The organism is Variovorax sp. H27-G14 (assembly GCF_046156345.1).
Taxonomy (GTDB): domain Bacteria; phylum Pseudomonadota; class Gammaproteobacteria; order Burkholderiales; family Burkholderiaceae_C; genus Variovorax.
Genome location: NZ_JAYLVN010000015.1, coordinates 35,672 through 47,975 on the forward strand (window position 1 = coordinate 35,672; position 12,304 = coordinate 47,975).

15 protein-coding genes and 1 pseudogene are annotated in these 12,304 nt (G+C 67.2%); 10 read left to right on the forward strand and 6 right to left on the reverse strand.

The genetic code is table 11. The features are described 5' to 3' along the window. Nucleotides 1-134: 134 nt before the first annotated feature. On the reverse strand, nt 135-1,148 hold the full coding sequence (locus tag VLK31_RS26675; RefSeq protein WP_409171489.1) for an AraC family transcriptional regulator: 1,014 nt from the start codon (nt 1,146-1,148) through the stop codon (nt 135-137). Between the two features lie 209 nt (nt 1,149-1,357). Between VLK31_RS26675 and VLK31_RS26680 the strand changes: the two genes are divergently transcribed. The 4 genes from VLK31_RS26680 to VLK31_RS26695 are packed head-to-tail and all read left to right on the forward strand — an operon-like array spanning nt 1,358 to nt 5,232. Continuing rightward, complete coding sequence (locus VLK31_RS26680; protein WP_409171490.1) at nt 1,358-2,152, forward strand: SDR family oxidoreductase; 795 nt, start codon at nt 1,358-1,360, stop codon at nt 2,150-2,152. 13 nt (nt 2,153-2,165) lie between these two features. Then, on the forward strand, nt 2,166-3,404 hold the full coding sequence (locus VLK31_RS26685; RefSeq protein ID WP_409171491.1) for a styrene monooxygenase/indole monooxygenase family protein: 1,239 nt from the start codon (nt 2,166-2,168) through the stop codon (nt 3,402-3,404). After that, entirely contained in the window at nt 3,401-3,934 is a 534-nt protein-coding gene (locus VLK31_RS26690) for a flavin reductase family protein (RefSeq protein ID WP_409171492.1), read from the forward strand. Before VLK31_RS26685 ends, VLK31_RS26690 begins: the two co-directional genes overlap by 4 nt. Nucleotides 3,935-3,978: 44 nt before the next feature. Next, nucleotides 3,979-5,232, forward strand: a complete 1,254-nt coding sequence (locus tag VLK31_RS26695) for a dienelactone hydrolase family protein (protein WP_409171493.1) — start codon at nt 3,979-3,981, stop codon at nt 5,230-5,232. A gap of 25 nt (nt 5,233-5,257) precedes the next feature. On the opposite strand, the gene VLK31_RS26700 is transcribed toward VLK31_RS26695, so the two are convergent. The 4 genes from VLK31_RS26700 to VLK31_RS26715 form a co-directional block, all read right to left on the reverse strand. After that, nucleotides 5,258-5,617, reverse strand: coding sequence for a hypothetical protein (locus VLK31_RS26700; protein WP_409171494.1), 360 nt, complete (start codon nt 5,615-5,617; stop codon nt 5,258-5,260). A gap of 126 nt (nt 5,618-5,743) precedes the next feature. Then, the gene (locus VLK31_RS26705; protein WP_409171495.1) at nt 5,744-6,127 is read right to left on the reverse strand and encodes a roadblock/LC7 domain-containing protein; all 384 of its coding nucleotides are present in this window, start codon (nt 6,125-6,127) and stop codon (nt 5,744-5,746) included. A 47-nt stretch (nt 6,128-6,174) separates the two neighbouring features. Next, a complete protein-coding gene (locus VLK31_RS26710; protein ID WP_409171496.1) occupies nt 6,175-6,699 on the reverse strand; it encodes a GTP-binding protein in 525 nt (174 codons plus the stop codon). Next, entirely contained in the window at nt 6,696-7,490 is a 795-nt protein-coding gene (locus VLK31_RS26715; protein WP_409171497.1) for a hypothetical protein, read from the reverse strand. Before VLK31_RS26715 ends, VLK31_RS26710 begins: the two co-directional genes overlap by 4 nt. 372 nt (nt 7,491-7,862) lie before the next feature. Here VLK31_RS26715 and VLK31_RS26720 point away from each other — a divergent pair, with 372 nt between their 5' ends. After that, nucleotides 7,863-8,447, forward strand: a complete 585-nt coding sequence (locus VLK31_RS26720; protein ID WP_409171498.1) for a YSC84-related protein — start codon at nt 7,863-7,865, stop codon at nt 8,445-8,447. Between the two features lie 49 nt (nt 8,448-8,496). Here VLK31_RS26720 and VLK31_RS26725 read toward each other — a convergent pair whose 3' ends face one another. Further along, nucleotides 8,497-9,321, reverse strand: a complete 825-nt coding sequence (locus VLK31_RS26725) for a plasmid replication/partition related protein (protein ID WP_409171499.1) — start codon at nt 9,319-9,321, stop codon at nt 8,497-8,499. Between the two features lie 312 nt (nt 9,322-9,633). Between VLK31_RS26725 and VLK31_RS26730 the strand changes: the two genes are divergently transcribed. From VLK31_RS26730 to VLK31_RS26750, 5 genes and pseudogenes are all read left to right on the forward strand, one after another. Next, a complete protein-coding gene (locus tag VLK31_RS26730) occupies nt 9,634-10,155 on the forward strand; it encodes a sigma-70 family RNA polymerase sigma factor (RefSeq protein WP_409171500.1) in 522 nt (173 codons plus the stop codon). 39 nt (nt 10,156-10,194) lie between these two features. Continuing rightward, nucleotides 10,195-10,449 carry a DUF4880 domain-containing protein gene (locus tag VLK31_RS26735; RefSeq protein ID WP_409171501.1) on the forward strand — a complete coding sequence of 85 codons (255 nt, stop codon included), beginning with the start codon at nt 10,195-10,197 and terminating at the stop codon, nt 10,447-10,449. Nucleotides 10,450-10,581: 132 nt separating this feature from the next. Continuing rightward, nucleotides 10,582-10,851, forward strand: a complete 270-nt coding sequence (locus VLK31_RS26740) for an MbtH family protein (RefSeq protein ID WP_409171502.1) — start codon at nt 10,582-10,584, stop codon at nt 10,849-10,851. Continuing rightward, nucleotides 10,851-11,593 (forward strand): annotated as a pseudogene (locus tag VLK31_RS26745) (thioesterase II family protein). Before VLK31_RS26740 ends, VLK31_RS26745 begins: the two are co-directional and overlap by 1 nt. Beyond that, on the forward strand, nt 11,580-12,266 hold the full coding sequence (locus tag VLK31_RS26750) for a 4'-phosphopantetheinyl transferase family protein (protein WP_409171503.1): 687 nt from the start codon (nt 11,580-11,582) through the stop codon (nt 12,264-12,266). The pseudogene VLK31_RS26745 and the gene VLK31_RS26750 overlap by 14 nt, the downstream one beginning before the upstream one ends. Nucleotides 12,267-12,304 lie beyond the last annotated feature (38 nt).

Sequence of the window (12,304 nt, forward strand, 5' to 3'; positions counted from 1 at the left end):
TGGATTGAAGCCTAGCTTACAGAGGCGACTGCGGTGTGGGGTCATCGGCGCGCGGCGATGCATGTAGGCGGACGGGCCAATGCTTCTTGCATGCCCATTCGCATGCCATTCGCGTGCAACCCTCGGACGACCGCTCAGCCTTGCAGCCGCCGCTCCCGCGTCTCCGACGGCCGTTCGCCGAAGCGCGCGCGGTACTGCGCCGCGAAATGCCCCAGGTGCAGAAAGCCGTACTTCTGCGCCACCTCGCGCACCCCCGTGCCCGGCACGCGCGCAGATGCCCGCAATTCTTCGCGCACGCGGTCGAGCCGCAGCTCGCGCAGGAACTCCATCGGCCCCTGGCCCGCGTGCTCGCGAAAGGCCAGCTGCAGCGCACGGGCGCTGCAACCGACAGCGCTGCACACGTCGGCCAGCGACAGCGGCTGCGCGGCATGCGCCGCCATGTACTCCTGCGCCTTGCGCACCACGCGCGGCAGCAGCTGGCGCTGCGTGTCGCCCGCCAGTGCACGCGAATGGTTGTGGCCCGCCGACATCAGCAGGCTCGACATGAGGTACTCCTCGGCATGTTCCGCCAGTCGCCCGCCGGCCTGCAGCGCATTGCCCGTGTCGAGCGTGAGCCGCAGGTAATCGATGAAGTGCACCAGCGGCGCAAGCGCGGGGTTGTCCAGCGGCACGCCCAGCTCGAACACCAGCGCCTGCTTCACGGGCGCCTGCAGCAGCGCTTCGAGCCGCGAGAGCACGGCCCCACGTGCGAGCCGCACGATGAGGTGCGGGCTGTCGTCGGCCCAGCGCATCGACAGCGGCTCGGTGGGGGAGGGCAGCGAGGCCAGCCGGGGCGTGGCGTCGATCTGCTGGCTGCCACAGCGGATGCTGGCACCGCCGCGCAACGGAATCTGCAGCAGGAAGAAGTCCTGCAGGTAGCCCGGGTCGATCTGCACGCCCGCCCCGTACTGCACGTAGTTGAGGCTCACGTCGCGGTGCAGCCGCGCGCTGTGGTGGCAGGCATCCAGCTCGGCGCGCGGGCGCAGCAGCGTGAGGCCATGCGGGCAGAACACGCGGGCCACGCTTTCGCGCGCCTCGTCCATGTCGTGGCTTTCGAACAGGCGATAGCGCTGCAAGGGCAGCCCTGGGGCTTTGGTGGCGGTTTCCATGGGGGGACGGTGGGTCAGGGGCACCGTAGCAAAAACCATCCCCGCCCACAATTCGGATCGCCCCTCGGCAAAAAAACCTGCGCGCCAGGGACATCGCCTGCGCTTGCGGGATGCAACGGCGGCAGGTGCACGCCTAACGTACGCCCCACAGGCCCACACGGCCTGCTGCACGACCCCTACCACCCCATCTACCCAGGAGAGCCACGCTCATGTTCAAGGGACTCGAAGGCCGGAGCGCCATCGTCACCGGCGGCGCCACATTGATCGGCACCGGCGTGGTGCGCGCCTTGCACGCCGCCGGCGTGAAGGTTGTCGTTGCCGACATCGACGAAGCCAACGGCCAGCCGCTGGCCGATGCGCTTGGCGCCGGCGTGCGCTTCGTGCGCACCGACATCACCGACGACGCGCAGGTGAAGGCCTGCGTGGCGCAGGCGGTGCAACACCACGGCGGGGTGCACTTTCTGGTGAACCTGGCCTGCTCTTACGTGGACGACGGCTTCAAGTCTCCGCGTGCCGACTGGCTCACCTCGTTCAACGTGAACGTGGCCAGCGCCGTGGCCATGCTGCAGGCGGTGCATCCGCACATGGTGGCCGCGGGCGGTGGCGCGGTGGTCAATTTCACGAGCATCTCGTCGCGCGTGGCGCAGACGGGTCGCTGGCTGTACCCGGTCAGCAAGGCCGCCATGGCGCAGCTCACACGCAACATGGCGATGGACCTGGCACCCGATCGCATCCGTGTGAACAGCGTGTCGCCGGGCTGGACCTGGTCGGCCGTGATGAACAAGCTCAGCGGCGGCGACCGCGCCAAGACCGACCGCGTGGCCGCGCCCTTTCACATGCTCGGGCGCGTGGGCGACCCGGACGAGGTGGCGCAGGTGGTGCTGTTTTTGTGCTCCGACCACGCGAGCTTTGTCACCGGCGCCGACTACGCGGTGGACGGCGGCTACTCGGCCATGGGCCCCGAGCAGGCCGTGGCGGCCATTGCCAAGCTGATGGACCATTAACAGGAGCAATGCCATGAAACGAATCGCTATCGTCGGCGCGGGCCAGTCGGGCCTGCAACTGGGGCTCGGCCTGCTGGGCGCGGGCTATGAGGTCACGATGTTCAGCAACCGATCGGCGCAGGACATCGGGCAGGGCAAGGTGATGTCGAGCCAGTGCATGTTTCACACCGCGCTGCAGATCGAGCGCGACCTGGGGCTGGACCACTGGGCAAAGCAATGCCCCACGGTGGACGGCATCGGCCTGACCGTGCCGCACCCGGAGCAGCAGGGTGCCAAGGCCATCGACTGGGCGGCGCGGCTGCATTCGAGCGCGCAGTCGGTCGACCAGCGCGTGAAGATCCCGGCGTGGATGGCCCAGTTCGAGCGCCAGGGCGGCGAGCTGGTGTTCAAGGACGCGGGCATCGACGAGCTGGAGGCCTGCACCCGCAGCCACGACCTCACGCTGGTGGCAAGCGGCAAGGGCGAAATTTCCAAGCTCTTTGCCCGCGACGCGCACAAGTCGCGCTTCGACGCGCCGCAGCGCGCGCTTGCGCTCACGTACGTGAAGGGCATGCGGCCCGCCGAGCCGTTCTCGCGCGTGAGCTTCAATCTGATTCCCGGCGTGGGCGAGTACTTTGTTTTTCCGGCGCTGACCACCTCGGGGCCCTGCGAGATCATGGTGTTCGAAGGCGTGCCCGGCGGCCCCATGGACTGCTGGGCCGACGTGAAGACGCCGCAGGAACATCTGGCGCGCAGCAAGTGGGTGCTCGACACCTTCGTGCCCTGGGAGGCCGAGCGCTGCCGCGACATCGAACTGACGGACGACAACGGCACGCTCGCGGGTCGCTTCGCACCGACGGTGCGCAAGCCGGTGGCCACGCTGCCTTCGGGCCGCAAGGTGCTCGGGCTGGCGGACGTGGTGGTGCTCAACGACCCGATCACCGGCCAGGGCTCCAACAACGCGGCCAAGTGCGCCGACGTGTACCTGAAGAGCATCGTTGCGCGCGGCGAGGGCGCGGGCGATGCCGCATGGATGCAGCAGACCTTCGACCGCTACTGGTTCGGCTATTCGCAATGGGTCACGCAGTGGACCAACATGCTGCTCACGCCGCCACCGCCGCACGTGCTGAAGCTGCTTGGCACGGCGGGCGCGGTGCCACCGCTGGCCAGCGCCATTGCCAACGGCTTCGACGACCCGCGCACCTTCTTCCCGTGGTTCGCCGACCCGGCGGAGGCCGATCGCTACATCGAGACCTGGGCCGAGGCCGCATGACACGCAGTACGACCATTGCCGCGCCCGATCGCGTCGACGGGTTCGATCGGCAGGATTTCCGCAAGGCGCTGGGCCGGTTCAGCACCGGCGTTGCGGTCATCACCACGCGCGCGCCCGATGGGCGGCGCGTGGGCATGACGGCCAATTCGTTCGCGTCGGTGTCACTCGATCCGCCGCTGGTGCTGTGGAGCCTGGCGCGCCAGGCGCAGAGCGTGGCGGACTTCACCGGTGCGAGCCACTTCGCGATCAACGTGCTGGCGGCGCACCAGCACCAGCTGTCGCGCCAGTTCGCGACGCCGCAGGCCGACAAGTTCGGCGGCGTGGACTGCTGCGACGGCACGGCCGGCGTGCCGCTGTTGAACGGCGCCATCGCGCGCTTCGTCTGCCGCAACCTGAAGCAGTACGACGGCGGTGACCACCTGATCTTCATCGGCGAAGTGGAGCGCTACGACCGCATCGATGGCGAGCCGCTGGTCTTTCACTCGGGCTGCTACCAGGTGACGACGCGGCACCCGGAATGCGTGCAGTGAGCCCGCGCACGGCCCCTTTTCATCCATCGAACGGAGAGCACCCCATGCAAGAGAAGAAGACGACGGCCTGCGGGCAGCGCATCCGCATCGAGGCCGCGGACGGGAGCGGCAGTTTCGGCGGCTACCTCGCCTTGCCGGAAGGCGGCAGCGGCCCCGGGCTGGTGATTGCACAGGAGATCTTCGGCGTGAACCACACCATGCGCGAGGTGGCCGACTACTACGCCGAAGAAGGCTACGTGGTGCTGGTGCCCGACCTTTTCTGGCGGCAAGAGCCTGATGTGGAGCTTGGCTACAGCGAGGCCGACTGGCAACGTGCCTTCGCGCTCTACGGCGGCTTTGATGAAGCCAAAGGCATGCAGGACATGCAAAGCGCCATCGACGTGCTGCGTGCCAGGGCCGAGGTGCCTGAGAAAAAAGTCGGCGTGCTCGGCTTCTGCCTGGGCGGCAAGCTGGCGTATCTGGCGGCCTGCCGCACCGATGCCGACGCGGTGGTCGGCTACTACGGTGTGGGCATCGACGCCGCGCTGAATGAGGCGGACAAGATCAAGTGCCCGCTGACCCTGCACATCGCCGAGCTCGACAAGTTCTGCCCACCCGAAGCACGCGACCGCATCGTCGCCACGTTGAAGGGCTGCCCGGGTGTTTCTCTGTACGTCTACCCCGGCATGGACCACGCCTTTGCGCGCACAGGCGGCGAGCATTTCCACAAGCCCTCTGCGCTGATGGCGCACGAGCGCAGCATCGCCACGCTGAAAGGCGCCATCGGCCCGCACTACGACCTCTCCGCGCTGTGGGACAAGCACTGCGAGTACGAGTTCGGCACCCGCAACGTGGACGACACCATGGGCACGATGGTGGCCCAGCCCTACGTCAACCACATCCCGACCATGACCGGCGGCGTGGGCTACAAGGACCTGCACGCGTTCTATACGAACCACTTCGTCAACAGCAACCCGCCAGACACCTCGCTGGTGCCTATCTCGCGCACGGTGGGTGCAACGCAGGTGGTCGACGAGATGCTGTTCACGTTCACCCACACGACCGAGATCCCGTGGATGCTGCCGGGCGTGGCACCCACGGGCAAGCGCGTGGAAATCCCTTTGCTGGCGGTCATCAAGTTCCGTGGCGACAAGCTCTACCACGAGCACATCTACTGGGACCAGGCCAGCGTGCTGGTGCAGGTGGGGTTGCTCGACGCCAACATGCTGCCCGTGGTGGGCATCGAGACGGCGCGCAAGCTGCTCGACGAAACGCTGCCGTCGAACACGCTGATGCATCCGCGCGGCGGCCAGGGCTGAGCCGCCGGGGGCGTGCCGCGCGCCCTCAGACCGTCATGTTCTGTTCGACGTCCAATGCCTTGCGGCGGGCCAGCGCAAGGTTCGACTTGGCCTTGTCCAGCACCAGGTAGACGAACAGGCCTTCCTTCTTCTGCATCGGGCGAATGATGTGGTACTGCTTGCCCAGCGTGATGAGGATGTCTTCGATGACATCGTTCAAGCCCAGGTCGCGCATGGTGCGCATCTTGGCGCGAACCACCTCGGTGTTGCCCGCGGCCGCCACCTCGAGGTCCACGCCCGACCCGATCTGGCCCAGGATCATGCCGCTGCTCGAGTCGACCAGCGCGGCGCACAGGGCACCGTCGCAGGTCATCAGGTCGTCCATGGATTGCTTGATATTTGCCATCGAAGTCTTTCGTAGTCCCTCGCCCCACAAGGTTGGCAGCCACCCGGGCGAAGAGGTGGGCGGCTGCCGCAGTCGAACCGTTGCGGTTGCCCGCTACCCGTTACCCGTTGCCGATCGGCGGCCGCATCAGGCTTGCTGCAGCGACAGCGTGGCCTGCTTCGCGAAGTAGAGAACCTGGCCGATGATCGCGTCCTTGCTCGTGACCACGCTCACGATGAGCGTCACCTCGGGGTGGCGCGCCTGCAGCATGAGGATGTGGCCGTGCGTCGCCTCGATGGTCACGTTGTCGCAGTCGCCCAGGTTGCTTTCCTCGCCGGCCACCGCGCCCAACGCGGCAAGCGAACTGGCAATGGCGGACAGGCGCGACACCTGCGCGGTGTTCTCCACCCGCGCGGCCAGCTCCAGTCCGTCTTCGGTTGAGATGACCACCGCCTTCACGCCCTTGATCTCGCGCATGAGCGTGTCGATGGCGGATTCGGCGGCGAGCTTGATGTGGGGGGAGAAGGTCATGGCTGCGGTGGAAATGAGGAAGGAGGCGCGGCAGGCGCTGTAAACGCTCAGGTATCGAGCTGGAGCAGCAGCAGTTCCAGCAGCTGCACGACTTGCTGCGGGTCTGTCACGTTGGCCGGCAGCACCGGGCACAGCACGCCCCTGGCCTCCATGCGCCGGGCATAGGCGTCGATGTCGGGCTGCGGGTGCGCCTCCATGCGGCCGACGGCGACCACGCAGGCGGTCTGCGCAATGAGTTCGGCAAAGCCGTCGAGGTAGATGTCCAGGTCGGCCAGCGGGTCGGGCCGGCTGTTGTCGATGAGCACCACCACGCCGAGCGCGCCGCGCGCCAGGATGCGCCACATGAAGTCGAAGCGAATCTGCCCGGGCGTGCCGTACAGGCGCAGCTTTTCGCCGTTGTCCAGCGTGAGTTCGCCATAGTCCAGGCCCACCGTGGTGGTGGCCTTGGCGAACGTGCTGTCGCTGTTGCGCACGTCGGTGCTCACCGGGGCAATTTCGCTCACGGCGCGAATGGCGGTGGTCTTGCCGGCGCCCATGGTGCCGGTGAACAGGATCTTGTGTTCGACGGTCATCGGTGCCCTGTGGCCAGCAGGCCGAGCCGGCTGCGGATGCGGGCCAGCAGGCCGGGCTGCACGGGGTGGTGCGTCGGTGCGGGCGGGGTGGCGGTTGCGGTGCTGTCGGGCTGCGATCCACCGGCGGATGGGGCTGGTGCGTTAGGTGCGGCCAAGGCTGCTTGCGCGGCCAATGCAGCCTCGCGCACGCTTTCGAGCAGGCCGCTGCGCCGCAGGTCGGCAATGAAGTCGAGGCAGTCCTGCGGTGCCAGGCCCGAGCGCTGGCGCAGCACGCCCAGCGACGTGGGCCGCCCGGTCATCAGCGTGGCCAGGCGGATGCGGTGCGGCGCTTCGAGCAAGGCGGCCGGAGGCCAGCGCAGCAGGCGAAATTGCTCGTCGTCGGCCAGCGTGGCCTCGGTCGCGGCCAGGCCCAGCCCGCGGGCATGAACCACCATCGCGCCCAGGCGGTTGAGCGTTTGCTCCAGTTCCTCGGCATGCAGCGGCAGCGCCAGGAAATGGCCGCCGCGTTGCGCATCGGCCTGGCCGACGGCCAGTACCGGTACGGGCTGGGGTTGCGGCTGGTGCTGCGGCTGCGTCGGGCCGTCGTGGGTGGAGGGCACTTCCTGGCCGACCACGCGCAGATCGGCCCGGTCGGTTTTCCATGCCCAGTGCTGGTGGGTGCGGTGGTCCAGCAGGCGCACCAGCGACTTGAACAGCAGCTCCTCGCGCGGCGGTAGCCCTTCGACGCTGAAGCTCAGCAACGCACGCTGGCCCTTGACCGGTGCGGCTGCGGGGTGAAAAACGCTTGTCATGCCCGGGGCAGATGCCGTAGGAAATGCCGAAGTGATTGCAACTGGAAGCTCCCTGGCTGAAAGGTCGGCGTCGGCCTGCGCAGAGCGCCGGTCAGCCGGAGGACGGGGCATTTATTTCTGGTTGTAACGACAAAAATATAACACTTGTTGCAATTAAAAACACTAGATTACAGACGATTTTCTGAGGCCGACCTGAGCCGAATGGGCATCGCCCAAGCCCGGGTTCGCCAACGCCGCCAGTTCGCGTAGGCCGATGTCCAAAGCCCGAAAAGAGCCTGTTTGGCGGATTTAGCATGGATGTCATCTGCCGAACAAGGCAGACAAAGACCGAGATTTATTCGCCAATCCACATTTACTTCAAAGGATTTCGTCATGAAAACCATGAACCTGCGCACATCTGCATTCGCTGTCGCCATCGTCGCCAGCAGCTTGGCTTTTGTCGGCTGCACCACGACCCGGCCGCAGGACCAGTCGAGCAGCGTGTCTTCGCGCGCGTCCATCGACGCGCAAACCGACGCCGCGCTGTCCAAGCTGTACGACTCCGTGAAGGGTTCGCGCGAGCTGGTGGCACGTTCTGCCGGCGTGCTGGTGTTTCCGTCAGTGGTGGGGGGTAGCCTGGGTGTCGGCGCGGAATATGGTCGTGGCGCTCTGCGCGTGAATGGCCGCACGCAGTCGTACTACAGCACCACTGCGGGCTCGGTGGGCTTCCAGGCCGGCGCGCAGTCGAAGGCGGTGGTCTACCTGTTCACCACGCAGGCCGCGCTGGACAAGTTCCGCAACAGCAAGGGCTGGACGGCCGGTGCCGACGCCACGGTGGCGCTGGCCACCATCGGTGCCAATGGCAGCATCGACACCAACACGGTGCGCCAGCCGGTGGTGGGCTTCGTGATGACCAACGTGGGCCTGGAAGCCGGCGTATCGCTGTCGGGCGCGAAGATCAGCGAAGTCCAGCTCTAAGCGGTTTTAAAAGCTTGCCGAAGCCTGCAAGGGCTTTGGGTCAGAGGTTTCAGTGGCCGAGCTGCGAACGCAGCTCGGCCACTTGCTTGTGCAGGGCCTCGTTCTCCGACGTGAGCTCGGCCACGCGCTGTTGCAGCGCCTGAACGGTGTCGGCCTTGCCCTGCTGGGCCTCGTCCGAGCCGGCCTCCGCAGATTCCTCGCGCGGCTTTTTCTTCGAATCGCGCACGCGCTTGGCGGCTTGTTTCAGCTCGTCCTTGCCGGCGTTTGCAGCGGACACCTGCTCGTCGGCCGGCAGCGATGCCACGGCGGCGGCGGTGTTGATCGAAATCACGCCTGACTTCACAGCCGCCACCAGTTCAGGCGCGGCCTGCTTCTGGATCTTTTCGATCATTCCCACCTGGCTGCTGCTCAGGCCCGCCGCGCGGGCAATGGCTTCGCGCGTGCTCAGCGGCGCGGGCGGGGGCAGGGCAGCGGAGGGCGGATCGACGTCGAACGGCGGATCGTTGGGGTCGGTGGGGGTTGTCTCGGGCACGGCCACGGTGCGGGCGCGTTGCTGGTCGACGATGTCCTTCTTGCGCAGCGCGAGCACGCCGCGCAGAAAGTCCGAAATGCTGCGCCGGCCCAGGTGCTGGTCGATCATCCACAGGTGCACGTCGTCGATCGACTTGAAGCGCGTGTGCTGCACCGTCTGAAACGGCACGCCGTGCTTCTGGCAGATGCCGTAGCGGTTGTGGCCGTCCACCAGCACGTCACCCCACAGCACCAGCGCGTCGCGGCAGCCTTCGTTCAGGATGCTGCGTTCCAGTGCTTCGTACTCCTCCGGCGTCAAGGGATCGATATAGGCTTTGAGTTCTTCGTTGACGACGATGTTCATGAGGGGGCGGAAACCGGGGCGGGAAAGTAACGAGGGGAGGAACGGGAGGGGGGAGGGGCGGCATTTTAAATGCCCGCAGTGGGCGCCTCACGGTATGCCGGCGAGCATGTCTCCATTTGGTGCGGCCAAACGTCTATAGGAGTAAGGACACATCGCAAATCGCGGATGTCATCCGTCTTCAAATAGTAATGATTCTTGTTTAACCATGCAGCCCAAGCACTGGCGCCGGAGCGGTTGCCTCCGCGCCAACGTGCTTCGCGCACGCCGTTCCCCCATTCGACGCCTGACCCCCTCATGTGGAGTTGTTCAAACATGCTGTCCCCTACGTCCGAGTCATCGCTGGGAGATGTCTTTCTCGCCAACCGGGCCCAGCTGCTGCACGTGGCCCGCCGCATCGTGCGCACCACCGACCTGGCCGACGACGTCGTGCAGGACGCCTACCTGCGCATTGCCGACGGCGCCTGTGACCGCAAGGTCGACAAGCCCATGGGTTACTGCTGCCAGGTGGTGCGCAACCTCGCGCTCGACCATTGCCGCCGCCAGTCGCTGGAGGCCACCTATCGCACCTTCGACGTCGATGTGGAAGTGCTCGACGTGCCCGGCCCGCCTTCGCCCGACCGCCTGATGCGCGACCGGCAGGTGGTCGGCCTGATCGACCAAGTGCTATCGCAGCTTCCGGCACGCACCCGCGTGGCGTTCCAGCTCTACCGGCTGGAGGGCCTCACGCAGCGCGACATCGCAGCCCAGCTGGGCTGCGCGCTGGGCCTCGTGAACCGCCTCATCGCCGAGGCCGACGAAGCCATCGGCACCGTGCGCCACCTGCTCACGGACTGACGCGCAGGGCCTTGGGTGTAAGGTAAAAACCGTACACGCATGACACAACAACAGCCCGACGATCTCATTTGGCGCACCGCATGGGCCTGGGTGCGCCGCGAGCACGAGCGCGACGCTTTCGACGAAGCCGCGCGCATCGACATGGTGGCCTGGCTGCGCGCCGACCCCGCCCATCGCACCGCCTACGACAAGGCGGCGCGCCTGTGGCTGCTCGCGGGCCTGGTGCCGCCCACCATCGACGTCGAGGCATGGAAGAAGACCCAGGGCAAACCCACGCCAACCGACGACGCCTGATCGTCGCGCGCACCCGCCGCAGGGTGAACAGATTCGCGCCTGAACCGTCATGTTGATCAGAAGCACAGCAATCGGCCGCCCGTCGACCCGGTTGCCCACCTGCTTGCCCGATCCACCGTTCAAGGACGCACCATGTCTACCAGCTGCTTCGACCGCGAAGACGAAACCTTCATCGTTCTGGTCAACCACGAAGATCAATACTCCATCTGGCCGCACTGGAAGGCCGTGCCCAGCGGCTGGAAGGCCGTGGACGGCGTCAAGGGCGACAAGAAGACCGCCCTCGACCATGTCGAGAAAAACTGGACCGACATGCGCCCCAAGTCGCTGCGCGACTGGATGGCGGCGCAGGAAGCCACGTCAGCCGCGCCCTGCGCACCCTCGGCAGCTACCGACGCCGCCTGATGGCCGTGCCGGCCAAGGTCTCGCTGCTGTGCCTGCCCTGCGCGGGCGCCAGCGCCCCATGTATCTGCGCTGGCGGCAACGGCTGCCGCGCTGGGTCGATGTGGTGCCCGTCGAGCTGCCGGGCCGGGGCGCGCGCATGGGCGAGCCTTTTGTGGAGAACTTCGATGCCCAGGTCGAGCGCATCTGTGCCGAGCAGGCGCAGGCCATGCAGGGCAACTTCATGCTCCTGGGCCACAGCATGGGCGCGTTGCTGGCTTATGGCGTGGTTCAGCGGCTGCGCACGCTGGGCCGCGCGTTGCCGCTGGCGCTGTTGGCCTCGGGCAGTGCGGCACCGTCGCGGCGCGACGCCGGCCGCCTGCCCGACACGCATGACGACGCCGCGCTGACCGCCGACCTGCGCAAGCAGGGCGGCACGCCCGAAGAAGTGTTTGCCAGCGCCGAGCTGATGCGCATCACGCTGGACACGCTGGGCGCGGACTACCGCGTCTGCGAAAGCTTCGCGTACACCGCGCAGGCGCCGTTGCCCATACCGCTGCATGTGTTCGCGGGGCGCCAGGACGACATCGACGCACCGCGCATCGAGGCCTGGTCCGCGCATGCGGGCAGTGCTTTCACGCTCGACTGGTTCGACGGCGGCCACTTCTTCATTCGCCAGAGCGAGGCCGCTTTTCTGGACGCGCTCACGCGGCGCCTGCAGCAAGCCGTGGCCGGAGGACGGCATGCGCCTCATGCCCTTGCATGACACCGTGCCCGCGGGCATGGAGGTCTATCGCCTGGATTTCGACTTGACGCGTGACGACGCCGCCGAATGGGCCGTGCTGACGCCCGCCGAGCATGAGCGCGCATGCCGCTTCGCCAAGCATGCGGACCGCGTGCGCTTCTGCGCCACCCGCGCCGCCACACGCCAGTTGCTGGCCCGGCGCATCGGCTGCGGCGCGGCCGAGGTGCCGCTGTCGCCCGGCGTGCACGGCAAGCCCTTCGTGGACGCGCCCGGAAACATGCCGTTGTTCAACGTCTCGCATTCGGGCGCGCATGCGCTGATCGTCGTGGCCGAAGGGCACGAGGTCGGAGCCGTGGATTCGGTTGGCATCGACATCGAGCAGTGCCGCATCGACGTCGATGCAGAAGCCATCCTCGACATGGCCTTCACCGCGCGTGAGTCGCAAGAGGTGCGCGCCGCCGCCGACCCGCTGCAGGCCCTGTACCTGCGCTGGGTGGGCAAGGAGGCGCTGCTGAAGGCCGTGGGCGTCGGCGTGGCCGAGCACCTGCTGCGCGTGGGTATCCATCCGCAAGACGACGGCGGCCTGGTGGTCGCGTCCGCCGAGCCCGGGTGGTCGACCTTCAGCGCCATGGCCTTGCCGGCGCCCGCCGGCTACGCGGCCGCATTGGCATGGCGCGCCCGGGTGCCGGAATGACCGAACGCCGCCGGCCCGACGCCGGCTGCGTCTTTTCT